The 20,745-nt window shown below is 58.4% G+C and carries 23 protein-coding genes; 11 read left to right on the top strand and 12 right to left on the bottom strand.

What is annotated here, in order from left to right; genetic code table 11:
• Positions 1 to 75 precede the first annotated feature (75 nt).
• On the top strand, positions 76 to 552 hold the full coding sequence (gene greA / locus IB285_RS06535; protein WP_190787419.1) for a transcription elongation factor GreA: 477 nt from the start codon (positions 76 to 78) through the stop codon (positions 550 to 552).
• 19 nt (positions 553 to 571) lie between these two features.
• Here greA and IB285_RS06530 read toward each other — a convergent pair whose 3' ends face one another.
• The 6 genes from IB285_RS06530 to IB285_RS06505 all read right to left on the bottom strand — a co-directional run bounded on the left by IB285_RS06530 (position 572) and on the right by IB285_RS06505 (position 3,453).
• Entirely contained in the window at positions 572 to 1,060 is a 489-nt protein-coding gene (locus IB285_RS06530; RefSeq protein ID WP_190787418.1) for a GNAT family N-acetyltransferase, read from the bottom strand.
• 21 nt (positions 1,061 to 1,081) lie between these two features.
• Entirely contained in the window at positions 1,082 to 1,312 is a 231-nt protein-coding gene (locus tag IB285_RS06525) for a DUF4170 domain-containing protein (RefSeq protein WP_190787417.1), read from the bottom strand.
• A gap of 99 nt (positions 1,313 to 1,411) precedes the next feature.
• Positions 1,412 to 1,999 (bottom strand): hypothetical protein, encoded by a 588-nt coding sequence (locus IB285_RS06520; protein WP_190787416.1) that lies wholly within the window; start codon positions 1,997 to 1,999, stop codon positions 1,412 to 1,414.
• The gene (locus IB285_RS06515) at positions 1,992 to 2,393 is read right to left on the bottom strand and encodes a hypothetical protein (protein ID WP_190787415.1); all 402 of its coding nucleotides are present in this window, start codon (positions 2,391 to 2,393) and stop codon (positions 1,992 to 1,994) included. Before IB285_RS06515 ends, IB285_RS06520 begins: the two co-directional genes overlap by 8 nt.
• Positions 2,390 to 2,839, bottom strand: a complete 450-nt coding sequence (locus tag IB285_RS06510) for a phage holin family protein (protein WP_190787414.1) — start codon at positions 2,837 to 2,839, stop codon at positions 2,390 to 2,392. The genes IB285_RS06515 and IB285_RS06510 overlap by 4 nt, the downstream gene beginning before the upstream one ends.
• Before the next feature lie 23 nt (positions 2,840 to 2,862).
• Complete coding sequence (locus tag IB285_RS06505; RefSeq protein ID WP_190787413.1) at positions 2,863 to 3,453, bottom strand: hypothetical protein; 591 nt, start codon at positions 3,451 to 3,453, stop codon at positions 2,863 to 2,865.
• 193 nt (positions 3,454 to 3,646) lie between these two features.
• Here IB285_RS06505 and eno point away from each other — a divergent pair, with 193 nt between their 5' ends.
• Positions 3,647 to 4,927 (top strand): phosphopyruvate hydratase, encoded by a 1,281-nt coding sequence (gene eno / locus IB285_RS06500; RefSeq protein WP_190787412.1) that lies wholly within the window; start codon positions 3,647 to 3,649, stop codon positions 4,925 to 4,927.
• 12 nt (positions 4,928 to 4,939) lie between these two features.
• On the opposite strand, the gene IB285_RS06495 is transcribed toward eno, so the two are convergent.
• The 5 genes from IB285_RS06495 to IB285_RS06475 all read right to left on the bottom strand — a co-directional run bounded on the left by IB285_RS06495 (position 4,940) and on the right by IB285_RS06475 (position 8,763).
• A complete protein-coding gene (locus IB285_RS06495) occupies positions 4,940 to 5,263 on the bottom strand; it encodes a MarR family winged helix-turn-helix transcriptional regulator (RefSeq protein ID WP_190787411.1) in 324 nt (107 codons plus the stop codon).
• Between the two features lie 470 nt (positions 5,264 to 5,733).
• Entirely contained in the window at positions 5,734 to 5,955 is a 222-nt protein-coding gene (locus tag IB285_RS06490; protein WP_190787410.1) for a hypothetical protein, read from the bottom strand.
• Positions 5,956 to 6,114: 159 nt separating this feature from the next.
• Entirely contained in the window at positions 6,115 to 6,537 is a 423-nt protein-coding gene (gene ribH / locus IB285_RS06485; protein ID WP_190787409.1) for a 6,7-dimethyl-8-ribityllumazine synthase, read from the bottom strand.
• Positions 6,538 to 6,544: 7 nt separating this feature from the next.
• Positions 6,545 to 7,792 (bottom strand): 3,4-dihydroxy-2-butanone-4-phosphate synthase, encoded by a 1,248-nt coding sequence (gene ribB, locus IB285_RS06480; RefSeq protein ID WP_190787408.1) that lies wholly within the window; start codon positions 7,790 to 7,792, stop codon positions 6,545 to 6,547.
• A gap of 74 nt (positions 7,793 to 7,866) precedes the next feature.
• The gene (locus tag IB285_RS06475; RefSeq protein WP_190787407.1) at positions 7,867 to 8,763 is read right to left on the bottom strand and encodes a LysR family transcriptional regulator; all 897 of its coding nucleotides are present in this window, start codon (positions 8,761 to 8,763) and stop codon (positions 7,867 to 7,869) included.
• Between the two features lie 156 nt (positions 8,764 to 8,919).
• Between IB285_RS06475 and IB285_RS06470 the strand changes: the two genes are divergently transcribed.
• The 6 genes from IB285_RS06470 to IB285_RS06450 all read left to right on the top strand — a co-directional run bounded on the left by IB285_RS06470 (position 8,920) and on the right by IB285_RS06450 (position 13,359).
• Entirely contained in the window at positions 8,920 to 9,531 is a 612-nt protein-coding gene (locus IB285_RS06470; protein WP_190787406.1) for an FMN-dependent NADH-azoreductase, read from the top strand.
• Between the two features lie 71 nt (positions 9,532 to 9,602).
• Positions 9,603 to 9,827 carry a glutathione S-transferase family protein gene (locus tag IB285_RS15125; RefSeq protein WP_328705863.1) on the top strand — a complete coding sequence of 75 codons (225 nt, stop codon included), beginning with the start codon at positions 9,603 to 9,605 and terminating at the stop codon, positions 9,825 to 9,827.
• A gap of 14 nt (positions 9,828 to 9,841) precedes the next feature.
• Positions 9,842 to 10,609 (top strand): glutathione S-transferase family protein, encoded by a 768-nt coding sequence (locus IB285_RS06465; protein WP_328705862.1) that lies wholly within the window; start codon positions 9,842 to 9,844, stop codon positions 10,607 to 10,609.
• Between the two features lie 44 nt (positions 10,610 to 10,653).
• Entirely contained in the window at positions 10,654 to 11,691 is a 1,038-nt protein-coding gene (locus tag IB285_RS06460) for an MBL fold metallo-hydrolase (RefSeq protein WP_190787405.1), read from the top strand.
• Between the two features lie 12 nt (positions 11,692 to 11,703).
• The gene (locus IB285_RS06455) at positions 11,704 to 12,300 is read left to right on the top strand and encodes a hemerythrin domain-containing protein (RefSeq protein ID WP_199803342.1); all 597 of its coding nucleotides are present in this window, start codon (positions 11,704 to 11,706) and stop codon (positions 12,298 to 12,300) included.
• Between the two features lie 24 nt (positions 12,301 to 12,324).
• Positions 12,325 to 13,359 (top strand): glutathione S-transferase C-terminal domain-containing protein, encoded by a 1,035-nt coding sequence (locus IB285_RS06450; protein ID WP_190787404.1) that lies wholly within the window; start codon positions 12,325 to 12,327, stop codon positions 13,357 to 13,359.
• A 126-nt stretch (positions 13,360 to 13,485) separates the two neighbouring features.
• Here the strand turns inward: IB285_RS06450 and IB285_RS06445 are convergent, their stop codons facing one another.
• Positions 13,486 to 16,077, bottom strand: coding sequence for a TonB-dependent siderophore receptor (locus tag IB285_RS06445; RefSeq protein ID WP_190787403.1), 2,592 nt, complete (start codon positions 16,075 to 16,077; stop codon positions 13,486 to 13,488).
• A 306-nt stretch (positions 16,078 to 16,383) separates the two neighbouring features.
• Here IB285_RS06445 and IB285_RS06440 point away from each other — a divergent pair, with 306 nt between their 5' ends.
• From IB285_RS06440 to IB285_RS06430, 3 genes are read left to right on the top strand one after another with little or no spacing between them, the layout of a single operon-like run.
• Positions 16,384 to 17,967 carry a sodium:solute symporter gene (locus tag IB285_RS06440; RefSeq protein WP_190787402.1) on the top strand — a complete coding sequence of 528 codons (1,584 nt, stop codon included), beginning with the start codon at positions 16,384 to 16,386 and terminating at the stop codon, positions 17,965 to 17,967.
• Positions 17,964 to 19,589 (top strand): alpha-glucosidase family protein, encoded by a 1,626-nt coding sequence (locus IB285_RS06435; protein WP_190787401.1) that lies wholly within the window; start codon positions 17,964 to 17,966, stop codon positions 19,587 to 19,589. Before IB285_RS06440 ends, IB285_RS06435 begins: the two co-directional genes overlap by 4 nt.
• Before the next feature lie 10 nt (positions 19,590 to 19,599).
• Positions 19,600 to 20,637 (top strand): LacI family DNA-binding transcriptional regulator, encoded by a 1,038-nt coding sequence (locus IB285_RS06430; RefSeq protein ID WP_190787400.1) that lies wholly within the window; start codon positions 19,600 to 19,602, stop codon positions 20,635 to 20,637.
• Positions 20,638 to 20,745: the final 108 nt, after the last annotated feature.

Raw genomic sequence — 20,745 nt, 5'->3', positions numbered from 1 at the left:
TGAGGCCGCCTCAATAAAGAGACGGTCGCAGTCGAAATGATGCGGATTGGTTGGGACTCGAGAGAAAGAATTGGAATGGCTACGATGGAAAAGGTCCCGATGCTCGCCGAGGGGTACGAGCGCCTGACCACGGAATTGAAGACTCTGCGTGACGAGCGCCCCAAGATCGTCGATGCGATCGAGGAAGCTCGCGCACACGGCGATCTGTCGGAAAATGCCGAGTATCATGCGGCAAAGGAACGTCAGGGTCAGGTCGAAGCCATGATTGGCGATATCGAGAGCAAGATCAGCCGCGCGCAGATCATTGATCCTTCGACACTTTCGGGCGACAAGATCGTTTTCGGGTCCACCGTCACTCTGCTCGATGAAGACGATAAGCCGGTGAAGTATCAGATCGTTGGCGAAACCGAAGCCGATGCATCGTCCGGACGGATTTCGTTCAGCTCGCCTCTGGCCCGGGCGATGATTGGCAAGCAGATCGACGACGAAATCGAAGTGACTGTACCTTCGGGCGACAAGTTCTATCTCGTCGAGAAGATCGAATTCATCTGATTATCGAGCGTTGAGCTCCTCAATCGAGAAGCTTTTCCATCGCGTAATTGTGGATCGGGACGGTTTCTTCACCGTGTTCGATTTCGAAGTCGCGGCGGTGAAGCACTGCATATCCTGCACGCTCGAATGCGGGGCGGGCCAATTCGCTCGCCTCAGTATAAAGACGGGGCGCGCCCATGACGCGGGCTTTCGTTTCGCAATCGGCGAGTAGCTGTTCCGCCAGCCCCTTTCGGGTGTGGTCGGGATGGCAATAGAGCATGTCGAAATGGCCGTCCGGCTCCACCAAGGCGTAGGCGACCGGCGCGTCATCGGCATCTGCTGCGACGCTGATTTCAGATCCGCCTTCGGCACGCGCAATGAAACGTTCTGCGCCCGGATGGCGAGAGGCCCACGCCGCAATCTGTGCCGGCCCATACTGACGCGCGCCGACATGGCGTATCGCAGCCAAAGTCAGGCTAGCGAGAGCTGGAGCGTCATCCACGGTGAACGGACGTATAATGTAAGCCATCGGAGACGTTCTGGCGCGCCCTTACGCGTCTGGCGTCAGGAGCTTGTGAATGTGGACGACGACATATTTCATCTCGGCGTCGTCGACTGTCCGTTGTGCCTGAGCGCGCCAGGCATCAACCGCGGCGTCATAGGAGCTGTAGACGCCGACCACGTGCAAGCTTTCCGGGTCCTGAAACTCGATGCCGCGTGGGTCGGTAACGCGTCCGCCCATCACGAGATGAAGTCGCTGCGCTGTGGTGGTTTCTTCCATGAGAATATCCTTGGGGAGGAGAGCGTTTAAGTTGACGCGCCATTTAGCGCATCGGAGCCCGTGGGCAAGAGCGCTCTCTTTACCGTCCACTCAATGCGTTCAGCTGGTGACCTTGTCCTTCAGGTCGCGAACGGCGCGTCCAGCGCGGCGACGCGTCCGGCGCGTGACTTGCTTGCCTTTGTCTGCCGCCGTCCCAGCATAATACTCCGCGTCCCTGCGCAGCTGGCGCGCTTTTGAGCTAGCGCTATCCCCAAGGTCTTCGAGCTTGTCCTGGCCGGCTTGCGCCGTATCGAGCGCGTCATCGATCAGCTTGATGCCATACGCGGTGATCGCATCGGCGAGCAGTGTGCCGAATCTCGAAACCTGCTTTGTCGAAGCATTGCCCACGGCATCCTTGGTGCTGCGGGCGGCGCTGTTCACGGCGTTTACGGTGCCGACGGCCGCGCCCCGGGCGGCGCGGCGTCCACGTGACGTCATCGCGCCCACGACAAGACCAACCGCGATCGCTCCGCCGAGGACAGTCAGCGGATGCTCTCGCGCGTAATTCGTCGCAGCGCCAGCCGCTTCCTTTGCCTGATCAGCAAGCGTCCTTTGCTCGATGCGGCGCTCACTGGCTTCGATTTTTGCGCGGAGTTCGTCGCGCTTGTCTGCGACTGCGGGGGTGTTGGTTTCGGCAGTGTCAGTCATCGGGTTCTCCGGGCATTTCAATTTGCGTATCGTGTTCGTCGGTCGATGCATCCGTGTGTTCGGTGGAAGGCGTTGTCCCATCGCTGGAAGCTATCTCATCGACTTCGTGGTCATCTGAATTCGTGAGACCAAGCATTTCGAAAATGGTCCCTCGCGAAATCCATAGCAGGATCGCGCCGATCAGCGCGGCGATGATACCGGGATTGTCGTCGGCGTTTTCCTTGGCCGTTTGAAACACATCCTTCGCGCCTTCGCCTACGCGGTCGACCATCCGGCCGGCGATGCCCGTTCCCGAAAGGGAGGCACGGACGTGCGCAAGGTCTGCGAGAAACACTTCTCGGGCCGCATCGCGAAGGGCGCGATCTTCGTAGAAGTTCTGATCGAGATCCTTCATTCTCCGTCCCCTTTCTGAGACGACCCGAACATCAGACCAAGCCTGTCGGCGTTCCGCTTGGCCTTCAGCGCGAGCCAGCCGGTGACGAGTAGCAAAACGCCAACGACAATGGCGATCGCACCCCAGATGGTAACCAACGGCTCGAGCGCGATCACCAAACCGACTGCGAGGGCGAGGACAGCGATGTGAAGCGTAATTGCGGCTACGACCAGTAAGGCAACAGCCTTGCCCACGCTCGCGCCCGCCAATTTTGCGCGCGTTTTCTGAAAGCCTATCTCGGCTTCGGCGTAAGTCCGCCCGTCATCAATGAGCGCGGACAACTCATCGGTCAGCGATTCCTCGTATTCGGCATCCTCATCGCTGGAGGGATCAGCTTCCGCGGTTTCTGAATCCACCGGATCGAGAGCGCCATGCTCCTCATCCGACGGACGTTCGTCATCACGCATTCACTGTCCCCCCAAGTATCGAATTACTTGCTCGATCCGCGGAATAGGCGTGCAAGCAGGTAGCCTGCAACTGCCGCGATACCGATCGCAGTGCCTGGGCTCTTGCGTACGAATTCGCGGGCATCTTCGCCGAGTTCCTCGACGCTCTTGGCGTCCAGCTTGGCGGAGGTTTCGGCAAGGCTGCGCGACGCTTTACGAGCATAATCGCCATATTGTTCGCCGAGGCGTTCGTCGATCTGCGGCGCGGTGTCAGCGATAACCTTGCCAATCGACGCAATGCCATCGCTCGTTGCGGACTTCGCATCTACTGCAAGATCGCCTGCACGGTGTTTGGCCTTTTCGCCATAGGCGCGCGCTTCGTCGAGGAATTCATCGCCCTTGCTGCGTGCCTGGTTGCGATACTCACCAGCACGGTCGCCTGCTTCCGCGCGCAACGCGGCGGCGCCTGCCTTGGCTTCCTCCAACGCTGCATTGAAACGCGTCTTCGCTTCGTCAGCAGGCCGCGCGGTTGCAGCGGTCTTCTTCGGCGCAGCTTTCTTTGGGCGGGTCGACTTGGTCGTCGCGCCCTTGGTCGATGTCTTCGCCGGGGTTTTGGTAATCTTCGTCTCAGCCATGGTCTTTCTATTAGCCCTCCATGTTGTTGCTTTTCCAGTCGGAATGCGCGGGGTTACAGTTTTGATTTCAACGCGCCTTGCGCCCCGATGTTCCGACGAATAGGGGGAAGCGGAATTATCGGGATGCGCACTGCGATCTGCCACCGATCAAGGTGTGTTATCTCCATATAACACTTTTGCCTCGGAGCCAAGTATGACAGCCATAATCGATCTGCACGGACGCGAGATTCTCGACAGCCGCGGGAATCCAACCGTCGAAGTCGATGTGCTGCTCGATGACGGCAGTTTCGGCCGCGCTGCGGTGCCTTCTGGCGCTTCGACAGGGGCTTACGAAGCGGTCGAGCTGCGCGACGGTGATGCGGCCCGATATAAGGGCAAGGGCGTGCTGAAAGCGGTGGAGGCCGTGAACACCGAAATCCGAGACCTGCTGATCGGTGCCTTCGATGCCGAAGATCAGCGGGATATCGATCTTTCCCTCATCGCACTCGATGGAACCGACAATAAAAGCCGGATCGGCGCGAATGCGATACTTGGAACGAGCCTCGCCGTTGCCAAAGCCGCCGCCAATGCGCGCGGTCTGCCGCTTTATTCCTATCTTGGCGGGGTCTCGGCTCATGTCCTGCCCGTTCCGATGATGAATATCATCAACGGCGGCGAACACGCCGACAACCCGATCGATATTCAGGAATTCATGATCATGCCAGTCGGTGCCGACAGCCTCGCCGAGGCAGTGCGCTGGGGCTCGGAAGTCTTTCACACGTTGAAAAAGGGTCTTTCGGACAAGGGCCTTGCGACGAGTGTCGGTGACGAGGGCGGTTTCGCGCCCGACCTTGCCAGCACCCGCGCTGCGCTCGATTTCATCATGGCTTCGATCGAGCAAGCCGGGTTCACTCCGGTAGACGATATCGTGCTGGCGCTCGATTGCGCGGCCACGGAGTTCTCCAAGAACGGCAAGTACGAAATTTCAGGCGAAGGCCTTAGCCTCGATGGGGAGGGCATGGCCGACTATCTCGCGAAATTGTGCGCGGATTATCCGATTCGCTCTATCGAAGACGGGATGGATGAGGACGATTTCGATGGCTGGAAAGCCATGACCGACGCGATTGGAGACAAAGTGCAACTTGTCGGCGACGATCTGTTCGTGACCAACCCTCAGCGCCTTTCCGACGGGATTTCCAAGGGTTTGGCAAATTCGCTACTCGTGAAGGTCAACCAGATCGGGACGCTTACAGAAACGCTGGCAGCGGTCGATATGGCTCTCCGCGCAGGCTACACCTCGGTGATGAGCCACCGATCAGGCGAGACGGAGGATGCGACCATCGCCGACCTCGCGGTTGCGACCAATTGCGGGCAGATCAAGACCGGTTCTCTCGCGAGGTCGGACAGGCTGGTGAAATATAACCAACTGATCCGCATCGAAGAAGAACTGGGCGACAGCGCAGTCTATGCCGGACGAGATTGCTTTGGGAACTGATCTCAACAGGCTTTAAACGGCCGCAGAAACCTCCGCGAAATAGGCATCCATTTTCGCGATGGCTGCATCTGAAAGCCTCACGTTAACGCGGCGCTGGTCGTTCGGATCGTGTTCGCGGACGACGAGGTCCTGGTCTGCCAGGATACCAAGCCAACGCAGGCCGGTCGTCGGCGGCGCAGCAGAACCGATGCAGGCGCTCGAAACCGAGACAGTCTTTCCGCTTGCGTAAGCAGCATACAGATCGAGCAGGATATCCCAAGCGGGCTCGCCGAAAAGATCGGCGTCGCCAAAAATGAATTCGCGTCTGCGCCGGATACTGTAGATTGAGCGCGCCATTTTGCCGCGTCCAGCGAGATTGTATGCCGCGCCGTGAATGACTTCAGAGGTCTCTTGCGACTTGTGGGTTGGTTCACCCGAACGGTGAGGACCCTGAAGCGGTGCCGACCGACCCTCAATCGAAACGAGTTTTTGAGCGATGCTGCTGAGCTGTTCCGCAAGGTCTCTCAACGCTATTCCATGCCTCTGAGCGTCTGAGCGAGCATCTCGCGCGATATCAGTGAGGCCCCAGTTTTCTGCGCGCTCCGTCAACAGCCCACCTGCCGCGCCAAGTCGGAGAGGTCTTTGCCTCCCCAGGTTCCCTGCCAAATTTTCTCTCCGGTACGACGACCTACCACTGGTTTCCCTCCGAGGCGGCGCTGCTGTCATCACACGCTCGCATGAGCGGTAAACGCCGGAGCCAGACACTATCTCATTGGCTTCCAAAGGAAATTAAGGGCTGACCCTTAGACCTGCTAAGACAGCCGGTGCTAACCGGCTGAACCGGGCAGCAGACACAGTATCGCAGGATCATACGAAGTGAGGTCGCAATTGGTAATCGCGGACAAGTTGCTGTGTAATTGCTCGATTGCTGCGTTCACATGAATTGCGGCAATACCTGCGCCAAAATCGTCCAATATGACCAATTGATCATCGAGAGAGTCGATGACGGCTTGAAGCTGGTGAGCCTCCGGTAGCGGCTTATTGGCCATGGCAAAATCCCATTAGAAACGTCGTTTACGCCCTCAAATATCCTCGCATGAGTATGCGAGGCCTCCAAAACGAGTCGTAAGCGCGACTTATGAATTTCTATATCCGGGATACTACTTATGTTGGCGAGCTGTCGGCACCCCTGCAGCCAGAAATTGTGGCTAACTGGCAAATCGCTCCGCGAGCGAAAGCAATGACAGCGCGGCCTTGGCTGCCTCGCCGCCCTTGTCCTTTTGCGAAGGATCGGCGCGCAAATTCGCCTGGTCCTCGTTTTCGACTGTCAGGATGCCATTGCCGATTGGGATACCGTCCATTGTCAGCGCCATGATGGCTCTCGCGCTCTCGCCGGCAACGATCTCGAAATGGTAGGTTTCACCGCGGATCACCACGCCGATCGCGACGAAGCCATCGAACTCACCGCTTTCAGCGGCCAGAGCGATCGCGCCCGGAATCTCCAGCGCTCCTGGTACGGTCAGAACCTCGACTTCGTGCCCCGCTGCTTGAAGCGCGGCTTTCGCGCCAGCAATCAGCATATCGTTGAAGTTCTCGTAGAAACGCGCCTCGACAATCAGGAACCTGGCCATACTCTTCTTACTCCGGGATGGATTTGAAATCGGAAATGGTGAGGCCGTAGCCTTCGATCGCCACGAGGTCGGGGCGTGAATTGGAAAGCAGGATCATGTCGTGCACGCCCAGATCGGCGAGGATTTGCGAGCCAATCCCGATATTGCGGATTTCTTCGTCCTGGCTCCATTCCCCGGCGCCGATGCGGCTGGTGAGGATTACGATCACCCCGGATCCATGATCGCCGATAGCGCTCATGGCGCGCTGTAAGGTGCGCTTGCGCGGACCCGGTTGGCCGAGGATATCGTCGAACACCGAAATAGGATGGACGCGGGCGAGGGTGGGTTCGCCGGGTGATACGTGCCCTTTCTGAAGAACATAGGCCTGGGTGTTCTCGACCCGGTTGTTATAAGTGATCAATCGCCACTGACCGCCGTAATCGCTTTCGAAACTGCTCTCATCGATGCGCTCGACAAGATGATCGTTGCGCATACGGTAGGCGATGAGGTCCCGGATTGTCCCTATCTTGAGGTCATGCTTGCGAGCAAACGTGACCAGATCGTCGAGGCGGGCCATGGTGCCATCATCGTTCATGATCTCGCAGATGACACCGCTTGGGTTGAGCCCGGCAAGGCGTGAGATGTCGACCGCGGCCTCGGTATGGCCGGCTCGCACAAGCGTACCGCCATTGCGGGCCATCAAGGGAAAGACATGGCCGGGCGTTACGATATCGTCTGCGCCTTTTGTCGCGTCGATGGCAACCGATACGGTCCGGGCGCGGTCTGCAGCGGAGATACCGGTGGTCACGCCTTCCTTCGCCTCGATCGAGGTCGTGAAGGCCGTCTGCATGCTTTCCTTGTTGTTACGGCTCATAGGCTCAAGGCCGAGCTGATCCACGCGTTCTTTGTCGAGCGCGAGACAGATCAGGCCGCGCCCATGGGTCGCCATGAAGTTGATCGCCGCCGGGGTCGCCATCTGCCCCGGTATGATGAGATCGCCTTCGTTCTCGCGGTCCTCATCATCAACGAGAATGTACATCCGCCCGTTGCGCGCCTCGTCGATGATCTCCTCGATCCCGACCAGCACCGGTCGTTCGTCATTGGCGTCGAGAAATGCCTGAAGCTTAGCGAGCGTTTCAGCCGTCGGATTCCAATCGTCCTCCGCGGCATCCCGCAAGGTGTTTGCGTGAAGCCCCGCCGCGCGGGCAAGACCCGCCTTGGTGAATTCACCTGAGGAGACGAGGTCGCGAACGCGTGTGATAATCGATGTGCTCATGCGATCGCATTATCACATCAGCATGTGATTGCAATGTGTTTCCCCGTGCACTTGTCAGTCCATTCGAAATGGACTTATCGCGTGTCGGTATCTGCAAACGAGGCGGACATGTGATCAATCAGTGCCCGCAGTCGGGCTGGCATGTAATCCTGCGCAGGCCATAGAGCGTGAGCTTCGACCTCACCGAAGTCAAACTGGGAAAGCAGCTGTACGAGTTGTCCGTTCGCGAGCTCATCTGCAATTATGAAGTGGGGCTCGCAAAGGACGCCCAAACTATCGACTGAAGCCGCCCGTAATGCATCGCCGTTGTTCGAAACGAGCTTTGGCACCAGTGTCGCTTGCTCCATTTGCCCGCTATCCGTCCTACCGATCCACACATCCGGCCGGGCTTTGGGTGCGTAGAGCAAGCCTGGGGCGCCATTGAGATCTTCAGGAGCCCTTATGGGCGGGTGGCGGGAGACGAACTCAGGGCTGGCTGCGACCACAAACGGCCATGTGCCGAGACGCTTGGCTCGCAAAGAAGAGCTGGGAAGGTCGCCTACTCTAATCGCGACGTCGAACCCCTCGCGCACAATGTCGACGCGCCGATCGTCGAGGTTAAGATCGAGATCCAAATTGGGGTGTTTGCTCAAAAATTGATTTAATGCGGGGACGACGTACCGCATCCCGAAAGAAAGCGGTGCAGCTACCCGCAATCTTCCGACCAGGGTACCCTGCGCATCGCGCATGCGAACCTCCGCCTCTTCGAGCTGCTCCATTATTTCGCGGGCAGTGGCGAGAAACCGCTCTCCATCGTCTGTCAGTGTCATGGAGCGGCCAGTCCGTGAGAAAAGCTGTGTTCCCAAGCGGGACTCCAAGTCCTTGACGCGCCGACTTACTGCGGACGGCGCGATATGAAGTGCGCGGGATGCGCCATTCACTCCGTGATCCGCCACCGCCGAAAAGGTCCGCATTTCTTCGAACTTGTTCACAGTCGTTCTCTTTAGGAGAATGATAGGTTGATCTTTTGCTCATATCGAACGTGATATTCGAATGCCATATCCTTTTCGTGAACTTTTTCTCTCGCCTTTTCCGCCGATCGTCCGAGCAATACGCGGCACTCACTCGCGCTCAACGAGGATGCTCTCATGACCACTATTCTTCATCTCGATGCGTCAGGCCGACACACCGGTTCTCATTCACGCGCTCTTACTCAAATGGTGATCGATCACCTGGACTCTCCGAACGTAGAGATCATCCGCAGGGACCTGGCTGAACCCAAGCCTGAACTCGTTGACGAAGCCTGGATCTTTTCCAACTTTACACCTGAAGCGGACCGCACGGACGGGCAGAAAGCGCATCTGGCTGCATCGGACGAGCTTGTCGCTGAGCTTCAAAAAGCCGACATTATTGTGCTCGGCGTACCTATCTACAACTTCTCGGTACCAGCCGCATTCAAGGCTTGGATAGACCTCGTGGCGCGTGCTGGCGTGACCTTTCAGTACACTGAGACCGGACCCCAAGGTCTGCTCCAGGACAAGCGGGCCATTGTCGTTCACACGTCAGGCGGAACACCTGTTGGCTCCGATATAGACTATGCCAGCGACTACACGCGCCACGTGCTCGGATTCCTCGGCATCACCGACGTGCAAACGGTCGCTGCCGATGGTCTGATGGGTGATGAGTCAGCTGGGATCGCAAAGGCCAAAGCGCAGATCGAAGCGCTCAAGCTTGATGCGCGCACCGAAGAACCTGTCTGACAGTAAGGCAAACAACCCGCAATCCGACAATCGATTGCGAAGTCAATTCCCCGTAATTTTGGAGAGCTTTCATGGGACTTTTGGTAGACGGCAAATGGGTCGACCAATGGTACGACACTAAATCATCAGGCGGGCGCTTCGTGCGCAAAGACGCAGCGTTTCGTTCATGGGTCACGGCTGATGGCTCCGCTGGCCCTTCGGGCGAAGCCGGGTTTAAGGCGGAACCGGGTCGCTATCACCTCTATGTCGCCTATGCCTGCCCCTGGGCGCACCGCGCTCTGATCTTCCGGGCTTGAAGGGCCTTGAAGACATGATTTCCGTTTCCATCGTGCATTGGTTCATGGGCGAGGAAGGTTGGACCTTCGAAGAAGACGAAGATGGCATTGTCGGCGATCGTCTGGGCGATGCGACACGCATGTATGAGATTTATCTGCGCGCCAATCCCGAGCATACGGGCCGTGTGACTGTCCCGGTGCTGTGGGACACGAAGACGCAAACCATCGTCTCGAACGAGTCTTCGGAGATTATCAGGATGTTCAACTCTGCCTTTGACGACATCGGCGCGAAGCCGGGTGACTACTATCCCGAGGCACTGCGCGAGGAGATCGACGAAGTTAACGAGCGGATCTATCACACGCTCAATAACGGCGTTTACAAGTCGGGCTTTGCGACCACGCAGGAAGCTTACGAAGAGGCGGTGAACCCACTATTCGACACGCTCGACTGGCTCGAAGAGCGACTTTCCACGCAGCGCTATCTCACCGGCGACACAATCACCGAAGCCGACTGGCGCCTGTTCCCAACTCTGGTGCGTTTCGACCCTGTCTATGTCGGGCATTTCAAATGCGACAAGCGCCGGATTGCGGACTATCCGAACCTGTCGAACTATCTGCGCGATCTTTATCAGCAGCCGGGCATCGCCGGGACGATCAACATGGAGCATTCGCGCAAGCATTATTATGCGAGCCATGAATCGATCAATCCGCACCGCATCGTCTCGATCGGGCCGGATCAGGACCTGAGCGCACCGCACGACCGGGACCGGTTCTCAGAACCTGCTCTTGAAGCGGCAGAGTGACCAGCTGACTGTCAAAAAGTTCCGCGATCGGTGAGGTGCAGGGCATGAGCGTTCTTTCGAGAGTTCTGACCTTTGTGGGCGTGCTCGCCTGCACATTCGCCTCGCCGATCGTGGCTTCGGCGTCCGGTCATGACCATGCTGGCCCTGCGCCGATCCCTGCAACGGCGGAGGGCAGCAACCCCGATCCGGCCAAGGGTTATGTCGTCGAAGAAACTCGCGGCGGCCTCTACTGGATTGGCAACGGTGCCTACATGGTGATGGCGATGGTGGGACCAAACGGCGTTGCCCTCATCGACGCGCCTCCTTCGCTGCACCGCCAGATCATGCCGGCACTGGCGGAGATCACCGATCAGCCGCTGACCCATTTGGTCTACTCGCACCTCCATGGCGATCACATCGGAGGGGCGGGCTATATCGCCGAGCGCAATGAGGGGCTGACGATCATCGCGCATGAACGCACAGCCGAGCTGCTCGCGCGCGGCCTTGAGTGCACGGATTGCGTTCCCGGCTCCAACCCGCGTCCTGCCCCGACAATCACTTTCGATGATACCTATACGCTCAATCTCGGCGCGGGTCAGGTTCTCGAACTGCGCTATCGTGGGCCGAACCACGCCGACGGGAATATCTTCATTCATGCGCCCCGGCATCGCACGCTCATGCTCGTGGATGTGGCCTATCCAGGCTGGGTGCCGTTCGATCTGCTTTCGGTATCCACCGACATTCCCGGCTGGATCACAGCTTATGACCGCATTCTGGAATATGATTTCGACACCTTCGTCGGCGGGCATATTGCGCGCACTGGAACGCGCGCCGATATCGAAACGGGACGCGACTATGTCCAAGCCGTAAGAGCAGCCGCAATAGCTGCTTTGCGCGATAACCCGCGCAGCAAAGTCATCCCGCCCTTGGCCAAGGAGCATGGCGGGGCCAACCGTTGGTGGTTGACCGATCAGCATACGATCGCCGTGGTCGATCAATGCGCGCAAGCGGTCTCAAATGACTGGCAGGGTCGCTTGGGAGGCGTTGAAACCTACGCGCGTGAACACTGCAAACGCATGCAGTTCAGCCTCCGCATCGATTAGAGCAGCAACCAAATGAATGAGCAAAGCACCATCACCGGCACGACGCGCCCGGCTTACGCTATTCGTGAAGAAAGAATGCCAGAGGCGTTTCGCATATTGTTGAACGAAACTCCGCGCGACAGCTGGGAAACGCATCCGAGCTTCAAGACGCCAACCCGCAACTGGCTGGGCGCGCATCGGATGTTTCGCAGGCTTGCGGAAACGATCCGAACCACGCTTGAAACTCATCTCGAAAACCGTGCATCGTTTCGCACGACCGTGACCCATTTGAGCTATTACGGCGATGCGCTGGTGCGCAATCTGCACGGCCATCACAATTTTGAAGATACGAGCTATTTTCCCGAACTGCGCAAGGCCGATCCGCGTTTTGCCGGCGGGCTCGAAATACTCGAGCGCGATCACGAGATACTCGATCGGGTGCTGCACGATTTCACGCAGCAGGCGAACGGGCTGATTACGCAGTTCCAGAACAATGTCCTGCCCGGCGAGCGTCCCATTGCGGATATTCATCAGACTTCGCTCGCGATCGAGCGGTTGCTGCAACGGCACCTTGCCGATGAGGAGGAACTGGCCGTTCCGATTATCCTGCACCATCGCCTGCGCGGCTGAACGCAAACACGAAAGGCAATTGCCATGACCAACGCGATCGACACCTCAAAGGAAGAGAGCCAGCAAGACGTCGCCAAGCGCCGCGCCTCGGGCGAGTTCGTGCGCGGGGTGAGCAAATTTCGTGATGTGATCGGCGAAAGCGAGGACTTCCCCGCCGAACCGGGGCGCTATCACCTCTTCGTCGCGCTCAATTGCCCGTGGTGCCACCGCGTCACTTTGGCGCGCGAAGTTCTGGGTCTTACCCACAGCGTGTCACTCGACATCGCCTACCCCAATCGCACCGACGAAGACGATCCGGCGGGCTCCAATTTCTGGCATTTCGCGCCCGACAAGGCCTCTCCGCTGACCGGCGAGCCTTTGCCCGAATGCACCGAAGAAACCGCGACCGAACAAAACCTGCGACTGGTGCCGGAAATCTACGCGCTCGAAGGGTCGGAGGAGCGATCGGTCCCGATCCTCTACGACAAGAAAACCAAGCGCATCGTCTCGAACGAAAGCTCTGAAATCGTCAGGATGTTTGGCCTTCAAGCCGATGCGTTGGGCGCTGAAGGCGACGTACCCGACCTTTATCCGCAGGGTGATGAAAATGCCGCTCTGCGCAGCGAAATCGACGAGCTCAACGACTACGTCTACGTCCACATCAATAATGGGTCCTACAAAGCCGGCTTTTCAAGCGACCAGAGCGTCTACGACAGCGCCTTTGAGAAGTATTTTGCAGCGCTCGGCGAGCTGGAAACAAGGCTCGCATCCGACGACCGTCCCTTTCTGACTGGCGATCGCTTCACCGAAGCCGATTTGCGCCTGTTTCCGACCCTGTTCCGCCACGATCCGGTCTATTATGTCCGCATGAAGCTCAACGGAGCGCGAGTGCTCGATTACCCGCACCTCTGGCGCTGGCTGTGCCGTGTTTATGCTCTGCCCGGCGTCGCTGAAAGCGGCTCGCTTATCCATTGCCGTCAAGGTTATTTCGGGCGGACGTGGAACCGGACGATCCCAGCCGGACCGATGCGACCCATGAGCTATCCTGAAGCCTATCGTCATCCGACATTGGCCGAATAACAAATCGGAAACCGAGCGGGGAGGGCGGAGGTCGCCGACACTCGTTCGACCGCTACCCGCCTCAAAAGAATGACCCGGCTGCTCAACCGAGCAGCCGGGCCGATCCCTTCCGCAGGAGAGATGAGGTCAGAAGCTATATCCGACCGAGACGCGGAAGTTGCGACCCACAATCGGGCGTCCGAAAGTGGCAGTTGTGACGTCCCCGCCGATCGGCGCGAAGAGGTCGGTGCGAGGATTACCCTCTGTGAGGCCGATCGTATTGGTGAGGTTGTCGGCGACGACCGAGAGTTCAAATCCGCTCACGAAACCTAGCCGCGCACCTGCGCCCAAAGTGGTGTAACCGGGCAGAAGGATCGTGTTGCCGATATCCGAGAAACGATCTCCGACATTGTAGATGCTCAGGAAGATCGAGCCATCCGACCCTCCCAGACCGATGTCGTCGCCGGCAAATTCGAAGCGCGGACGAACCGAGATGATCCGCGATGGGATACGCGGAATGCGATTTCCCGTAATTGCGGAGTCATCCACGGTCAGGCCGCCGCCCGACACCGTAAGACCAGCGAACTCGGGGTCCTGGAAGGTGCCTTTCGCGTTGATCGAGAAGCCGTAGAATGGACCGATTTCGGTTTCGATTTCGATCCCGATCGTCTCGCTCGACTGGATGATTGTGGCATCGATCACATCGCCGTTCATATCGTTTACCGGCTCGGTGAAGGGCTGGTCATCCACTTCGCTGTAGAAGCCAGTGATGAACGCCTGGAACCGCGGCAGGTTGACCTTGAAGCCGCCTTCGACCTGGAAGACGGAGCCAACGAGAACATTGCCGGTGTTGTCGGCGCCTGCAGAGGCCAGATCGTCCAGCGTTGGCGTCCGGAAGCCATCGCTGACGCGGGCGAAGGTCGAGAGGTAGTCGGTCCAGACATAATTGCCTGCGATGGTCCATGCGAACTCATCGTAGGTTTCCCTGAAGGACTCGAACTGGCCGGTGCCGCCGACGACCGCATCGTCTGCGGTAGTGGGAAGGGATCCGGTCGGCAGCAGCGTGTTCTGCGCGCTCAGGTCGAAGGTGCCGGGTATCTCGACCGCACCTTCGAGCGTTTGCGTTTCGTAGCGGATCCCGCCGTCGATGCGGAGATCATCGTTCACCTCCCACTCGTCGGAAAGGTACCACGCGAATACCTCGCCATCGCCGGAATAGTTCTGGAAGAACCCGGTGGAGAAATTCGTGAAACCGTTTTGCGAAAGGGTGCCCACGGCATTGCCGTCTGCATCGACCGCGGTCAGCTCGATCTGGCGGGGCGAATTGGCGATCTCATGCACATAGCCGGCAAAGGTCTGGAACTGCTCGATGCTGTAAAAGCTCGAGTAGAAACCTGCCGTGATATTGTGAATGCCGATGCCCGTATCGAATGAGTTGGACAGCTGCAAATCATTGATAAAATTGTCGTAATCGGAATTGACCGGGAAGAACCCGCTCGTTCCGATAAGACCGTTTCCATTGTTGCCGCCTACGCCATTCGCATCGGGAAGGCCGAAGGGCGTGCCGTCGAGGAAGGACGCCGTAACCGCGGCGACATCCGCACCAAAAGCCGCCTGCGCTGCGCCCAGCTGGCCGGCGAGGAAGGTGTTCGCATCCTCGGCACCGAAAGCGATCGCCGAATTGAACTGGGTTTCGCCGTCGACATAGCGGCTACGGTTGGTGACGGTGAAGCCGCCTCCCAGATCGTACTCGAATTCAAGGCCGATCGTGGTCGCGACATTGTTGATGCCGTCCGAAAGGTCGAATTCCTGCGGCCCGGTCGGGAAGAGTAGGGTGGTGTCGCGGATATCGTCGCTCACCAGCGTGCCGAAATTGGCATCGATGCCGGTCAGATCGGTGAGATCGCCATCTTCATCGAGGTCGAGCGGGATGGCCAGGAGGAAGAGGTTGCTATCGTCGATGTGGCTGGCCGAAACCGTCAGTTCGCCGCGGTCGAATTGCTGCGTGAGGTTGGCGCGGATCTGGCCGCCTTCATCGCCTCTGAAACCGGGGTCACGAACGCCGTCCGCAACCCGGTAGAAGCCGCCGATGGAGAAGGTCGTGTCCTCACCGAGCGGACCGGCGTAATTGGCATCGACCCGGTAATGCCCGAAATCGCCCCACTCGAACTTGACGCCGCCTTCCGGCGTGTCGGTTCCGCGTTTCGTGATGTAGTTGAAAATCCCGCCGGGGGCGTTGGAGGCGAATACAGAAGACGAACCGCCACGCACGGCTTCGAGACGTTCGGTAGTCAGGTCGTTGCGATACAGGCCGTCCGGAGTGAGGAAGCCGATCCCGTGCTCTTCGAAAACCGGAAGCCCATCGACCTGGATCTTGGAGAACAGGAACTGGCCGGGGGCGGGGATACCGCGAATGAAGACGTTGGCTGCTGCCTGACCGCCGGAAGACTCGGCCCAGACGCCGGGCACCTGCGCGAACAGGTCGGCTACGGTCAAGGGCGCAACTTCGGCAATATCGGATGCATCGAAAGTCGAAACCGAAACCGTGGCTTCGAACTGGGTTTGCGCGGTGTTCCCGACGCGGCCGGTGACGATGATCTCGTTCAGCGAATTGGTCGGTTCGCCTTCCGCCGTTGCTTGTGCTTCAGCGCTGCTGACATCGGCCTCTTGCGCCAGGCCGGGCGCTGCCAGCAGACTGGCCCCGGCCATGAGGGAAAACTTGATTGAATTGCGCTTCATTAGACCTGCTCCCATTTGTTCCGCCCGTATTGATTCGAGCTTCGACTCTTAGGTGATAAGTAAGGCGAGGGGTGAATGCAAGCGCTTGCAAAATGACGGCAATTTTCACATGATCCGAGCAGTTTCAGTTTCGGAGACTCTCACAGAAATGATATAAAAGACATCAAAAACAGATTGTTATGTATATTTTTCAATCGGGCTTTGCGGAAGTTCGTTTGCCTGCTAACGCTTGCAAAAGTTTGAGGGATTCATCGATGTTGCGAACCGCTCTGTCGATAATCGCCCGTTGAAAGGGTTGGGAGGGACATGCCGACACCGCAGATATCGACGTTCGATATAGGTATCGTGCTCGCCTATTTTGTAGGCATGATCGTACTGGGGCTCGTACTTGCTCGGCGAAGCAAGGGGGCAGAGGATTACTTCCTCGCCGGGCGCAACATGATCTGGCCCTTCATCGGACTATCCCTGTTTGCATCCAACATTTCCAGTACGACCCTAGTCGGCCTGTCCGGAGATGCCTACGCGACAGGGATTTCTGTCTACAATTACGAGTGGATGGCTGCGGTCATCCTCGTGATCTTCGCGGTCTTCTTCCTGCCGATCATTATCCGCAGGCAGGTGTTCACCATGCCGGAATTTCTTGCCGGTCGATATGACGGCAGGGTCCGAACCTATTTCTCGATCCTGACACTGTTCCTTAGCGTCGTCGTCGAGACTGCGGGCTCACTCTTTGCAGGAGCGATCGTAATCCAGCTGGTCCTGCCCGATGTTCCGTTATGGCAGATTATGACGGTGTTGGCGCTCATCGCCGGTTTTTACACGGTCACCGGCGGGCTTTCGGCGGTCATGTACACAGATGCAATCCAAGCCATTCTGCTGCTGATCGGTTCGTCGGTCATCACCTGGATCGCGCTTGAGAAGATCGGCGGATGGAACGCCTTGTTCGATCAGATCGCGCCGGAAAAGCTAAGCCTAGTCAGGCCATTGGGCGATGCGGGCGTTCCCTGGCTCGGTCTGATTACCGGCGTGCCGATCCTTGGCTTTTACTATTGGGCGACCAATCAGGCGATTGTGCAGCGCGCCCTCGCGGCAAAGACCGTGGATCATGGGCGTTGGGGCGCATTATTCGCTGGCGTGCTGAAGCTGCCGCCGCTCTTCATCATGGTGCTGCCCGGCAGCATGGCGATCCTGCTTTATCCCGAGCTTGACAACGCGAACCTCGTCTATCCGACGATGATGTTCGATCTGCTCCCCGCCGGATTGCTCGGGTTGACGCTGGCAGGCTTTCTTGCAGCGATCATGTCGCAAATCGATTCCGCGCTGAATTCGGCGTCGACGCTGGTGACGATGGATTTTGTGCGTCGTGCAAAGCCCGATCTCGACAGCCGTCAGCTGATGTATGTCGGACGCGTTGTGATGGTGTGCTTCCTGATTTTTGCGATCGTATGGGCGCCGGTTATTTCCAACTTCCGTTCGATCTTCGCCTATATCCAGGCCATGTTCTCCTATGCGGTACCGCCAGTCGTCGCTCTGTTCGTGGTGGGCTTGTTCTGGCGCCGGGCGAACTCTGCGGGCGGCTTTGCCTGCTTTGTGACAGGTCTCGCTCTGGGTCTTGCAGGCTTCCTCGCAATCGAGGTGTTCGGCCTGTTCAGCCTGCATTTCCTTTACATGGCACCGCTCCTATTTCTCGCGAGCGCGCTCGCTCTTGTTCTGGGTAGCCTCAGCGCTCCCGCGCCAGACGCGGCCAAGATCGAGGAGTTCGTCTGGTCGCGCTCCTTGTTTGCTGCCGAGAGTGCGGATCTGGCGGGCAAGCCCGCTTGGCAGAATTATCGTTATCAAGCGATTGCACTGCTCGCGGTGACAGCGATCATAGTGGTGATCTTCCGATGAGCTCCGCAAGCAACAGCAGCGCCGAATGGTGGAAGGGCGCGGTTATTTACCAGATCTATCCGCGCAGCTTTGCCGACAGCAATGGTGATGGCGTCGGCGATCTTGCTGGCATCATCGATCGGCTCGGCTACGTGGCCGATCTCGGCGTTGATGGCATTTGGCTCTCGCCGTTCTTCACCTCACCGATGGCTGATTTTGGATACGACGTCGCAGACTATCGCGATGTCGATCCGATCTTCGGCACGCTTGCCGATTTCGATAGCTTCATTGCTCGTGCACATAAGCTCGGTCTAAAGGTGATCGTCGACCAAGTTTATTCGCACACATCGGATCGCCACGAATGGTTCCGTGAAAGCCGCACTTCTGCGACGAACGACAAGGCGGACTGGTACGTCTGGGCCGACGCCAAGGAGGATGGGACGCCGCCCAACAACTGGCTTTCAATGTTCGGCGGGTCGGCTTGGTCATGGGACACGTCTCGGCGGCAATATTATCTGCACAATTTCCTGCGCGAACAGCCCGATCTCAACTTTCATCAGCCCGCAGTGCAGGATGCCATATTGGACATCACCCGTTTCTGGCTGGATCGCGGCGTCGATGGGCTCCGGCTCGATGTGGCTAACAATTATTTCCACGACCTCGAACTACGCGACAACCCCGCGAGCGGTATCGCTGATGGCAGGCGCCCGTATGAATTCCAGCACCATCGCTTCAACCGCTCACGGCCCGAAAACCTCGCCTTTCTCGAGCGCCTCCGCAGTGTCATTGACGAATATCCTGACCGGATGAGCGTCGCTGAAATCGCGAGCGGCTCCAACCTTGAACGCAGCCTGGAATACACGCAGGGCAATTCCCGCCTGCACACCGCCTACAATTTTCATTTCCTTGAGAGCCGCAAACCGGCCCCCGGCTTTGTCGAGGCGGCGCTCGAGGTCTGGAACGACAAGGATGCCTGGCCATCATGGTCGCTGTCCAATCACGATGTGCGCCGGGTGCTTTCCCGCTGGTCGGATGGCACGGAGACCCCCGAGCGCGCAAAAATGCTGCTCGCGCTGTTGCTCAGCATGCGGGGAACGATTTTCCTTTATCAGGGCGAAGAACTCGGCCTGCCGCAGGGCGACGTTCCGTTTGAGCAACTGCGCGATCCCGAAGCGATCCGGTTCTGGCCCGACAATCTCGGTCGCGATGGCTGCCGCACACCCATGCCATGGTCGAGTGAAGGCGCTTTCCTCGGGTTCTCGCAGGAACAGCCCTGGCTCCCGGTTGATCCACGCCACCGTACGCTCGCGGCAGATCGTCAAGACGGCGATGCACAATCGGTGCTTGAATATGCGCGTTCATTGATTGCTTATCGTTGCGCTTCGCAGGTTCTGATACGCGGCGATCATGTTCCAGTGCAGGTACAGAATCCTGACGCGATCGTGTTTGAACGCCGACTTGGCGACGAGCGTATCGTGTGTGCCTTCAATCTATCGGAGACCGATACCGCCACGCTTGATCTGACCGACCTCGAAGAGTCCAAACCTGTTGAAACCGCGAGCCTGTCCTCGGATATCGCTGGCGGAAGGCTGGTATTGGCCCCCAACGGCGTGTTTATAGGTCGGCGACAGGGGGCAAGGTAAAGAGGCGATCATGGCGCGCCGCTCTTCAGAAGTGACGATGGGCGACATCGCCCGCATGGCGAATGTCTCGGAGTCGACCGTCTCGCGGGCCTTATCCGGCAGCACGCTGGTGGCCGAGAAAACGCGCGACCGAATTCTGGAAATCGCGCGCAACGCCGATTTCGCCATCAACGAGCAGGCACGCAATCTCGCGCTAAGGCAGACCCGCACGATCGAAGTGATCTTTCCGATCGAACGTGGAACGCTGCAGCAGGTGTCCGACCCTTTCTTCGTCGACATGCTCGCGGTGCTGACCGACGAACTGGGCAAGCACGGTTATGACGTGCTGATGTCTCGCTCGCCTCCATGGGACGAAGAGCGACCCGGCTGCGCATTTCTCGGTGCGCGTGCAGATGGGGTGATCTTCGTAGGGCAGGGGCGGCACCGCTCGGCTATTCGCGACTTCGCACGGCGGCATGCCTCGGTCGTCGCGTGGGGCGCGGTTTCTGCGGACGATGACTACTGCGTCATCGGAAGTGACAATGTCGGTGGAGGGCGCCTCGCAACCGAGCACATGCTCAAGCTTGGACGTAAGAGGATCGCGTTTCTTGGGGACACGGACTTGCCGGAGATGCGGCAGCGTTTCGAAGGCTATAAACAGGTGCTCGCTTCATACGACATTCCGCTTGACGAAGACCTGGTGATCCACACCCCGTTCGATATCGAGAAAGCGCGCGAAGTAACCAAGCCCTTTGTCGAGCTTTTCCCGCGCTATGACGGCATCTTCGCCTGCAGCGACATGATCGCCATGGCCGCAATTGCGAACCTGCGCCAAGCGGGAATAGCCGTCCCCGACGACGTCTCCGTTGTGGGATTCGACGACATCCCCTCAAGCGCGCATGTAAGCCCGCCGATCACAACCGTTCACCAGCGGATCCGGCACGGCGGCAAGGTCATGGTAGAGAAGCTTATCGGAATCCTCGGCGGCGAAGCGCAAGAGCCGGAAATATTGAAGACAGAACTGATCATCCGGCAGTCCTGCGGCGCGCGGGTGGCTACGCCAAGCTAGTAAGGAAAGCGCGATCTGATTTTGTGTCGTTGGCTCGCCCCTAGGATAGCGAGTGGATTGAGTGCAGCTTTCACGTGTCCGGCCTGATGGGCTCCCGAAATATGCACT

It is taken from the genome of Erythrobacter rubeus (assembly GCF_014705715.1).
In the GTDB taxonomy this organism is placed as follows: Bacteria; Pseudomonadota; Alphaproteobacteria; order Sphingomonadales; family Sphingomonadaceae; genus Erythrobacter; species Erythrobacter rubeus.
Note: the sequence above shows the minus strand (reverse complement) of the source record. Positions and strands in the feature narration are given on the sequence as shown.

Bases quoted from the DNA above. Each gene is read 5' to 3' on its own strand.
- greA (WP_190787419.1), top strand. From the start codon at position 76: ATGGCTACGATGGAAAAGGTCCCGATGCTCGCCGAGGGGTACGAGCGC.
- IB285_RS06530 (WP_190787418.1), bottom strand. From the start codon at position 1,060: ATGGCTTACATTATACGTCCGTTCACCGTGGATGACGCTCCAGCTCTC.
- IB285_RS06525 (WP_190787417.1), bottom strand. From the start codon at position 1,312: ATGGAAGAAACCACCACAGCGCAGCGACTTCATCTCGTGATGGGCGGA.
- IB285_RS06520 (WP_190787416.1), bottom strand. From the start codon at position 1,999: ATGACTGACACTGCCGAAACCAACACCCCCGCAGTCGCAGACAAGCGC.
- IB285_RS06515 (WP_190787415.1), bottom strand. From the start codon at position 2,393: ATGAAGGATCTCGATCAGAACTTCTACGAAGATCGCGCCCTTCGCGAT.
- IB285_RS06510 (WP_190787414.1), bottom strand. From the start codon at position 2,839: ATGCGTGATGACGAACGTCCGTCGGATGAGGAGCATGGCGCTCTCGAT.
- IB285_RS06505 (WP_190787413.1), bottom strand. From the start codon at position 3,453: ATGGCTGAGACGAAGATTACCAAAACCCCGGCGAAGACATCGACCAAG.
- eno (WP_190787412.1), top strand. From the start codon at position 3,647: ATGACAGCCATAATCGATCTGCACGGACGCGAGATTCTCGACAGCCGC.
- IB285_RS06495 (WP_190787411.1), bottom strand. From the start codon at position 5,263: ATGGCGCGCTCAATCTACAGTATCCGGCGCAGACGCGAATTCATTTTT.
- IB285_RS06490 (WP_190787410.1), bottom strand. From the start codon at position 5,955: ATGGCCAATAAGCCGCTACCGGAGGCTCACCAGCTTCAAGCCGTCATC.
- ribH (WP_190787409.1), bottom strand. From the start codon at position 6,537: ATGGCCAGGTTCCTGATTGTCGAGGCGCGTTTCTACGAGAACTTCAAC.
- ribB (WP_190787408.1), bottom strand. From the start codon at position 7,792: ATGAGCACATCGATTATCACACGCGTTCGCGACCTCGTCTCCTCAGGT.
- IB285_RS06470 (WP_190787406.1), top strand. From the start codon at position 8,920: ATGACCACTATTCTTCATCTCGATGCGTCAGGCCGACACACCGGTTCT.
- IB285_RS15125 (WP_328705863.1), top strand. From the start codon at position 9,603: ATGGGACTTTTGGTAGACGGCAAATGGGTCGACCAATGGTACGACACT.
- IB285_RS06465 (WP_328705862.1), top strand. From the start codon at position 9,842: ATGATTTCCGTTTCCATCGTGCATTGGTTCATGGGCGAGGAAGGTTGG.
- IB285_RS06460 (WP_190787405.1), top strand. From the start codon at position 10,654: ATGAGCGTTCTTTCGAGAGTTCTGACCTTTGTGGGCGTGCTCGCCTGC.
- IB285_RS06455 (WP_199803342.1), top strand. From the start codon at position 11,704: ATGAATGAGCAAAGCACCATCACCGGCACGACGCGCCCGGCTTACGCT.
- IB285_RS06450 (WP_190787404.1), top strand. From the start codon at position 12,325: ATGACCAACGCGATCGACACCTCAAAGGAAGAGAGCCAGCAAGACGTC.
- IB285_RS06445 (WP_190787403.1), bottom strand. From the start codon at position 16,077: ATGAAGCGCAATTCAATCAAGTTTTCCCTCATGGCCGGGGCCAGTCTG.
- IB285_RS06440 (WP_190787402.1), top strand. From the start codon at position 16,384: ATGCCGACACCGCAGATATCGACGTTCGATATAGGTATCGTGCTCGCC.
- IB285_RS06435 (WP_190787401.1), top strand. From the start codon at position 17,964: ATGAGCTCCGCAAGCAACAGCAGCGCCGAATGGTGGAAGGGCGCGGTT.
- IB285_RS06430 (WP_190787400.1), top strand. From the start codon at position 19,600: ATGGCGCGCCGCTCTTCAGAAGTGACGATGGGCGACATCGCCCGCATG.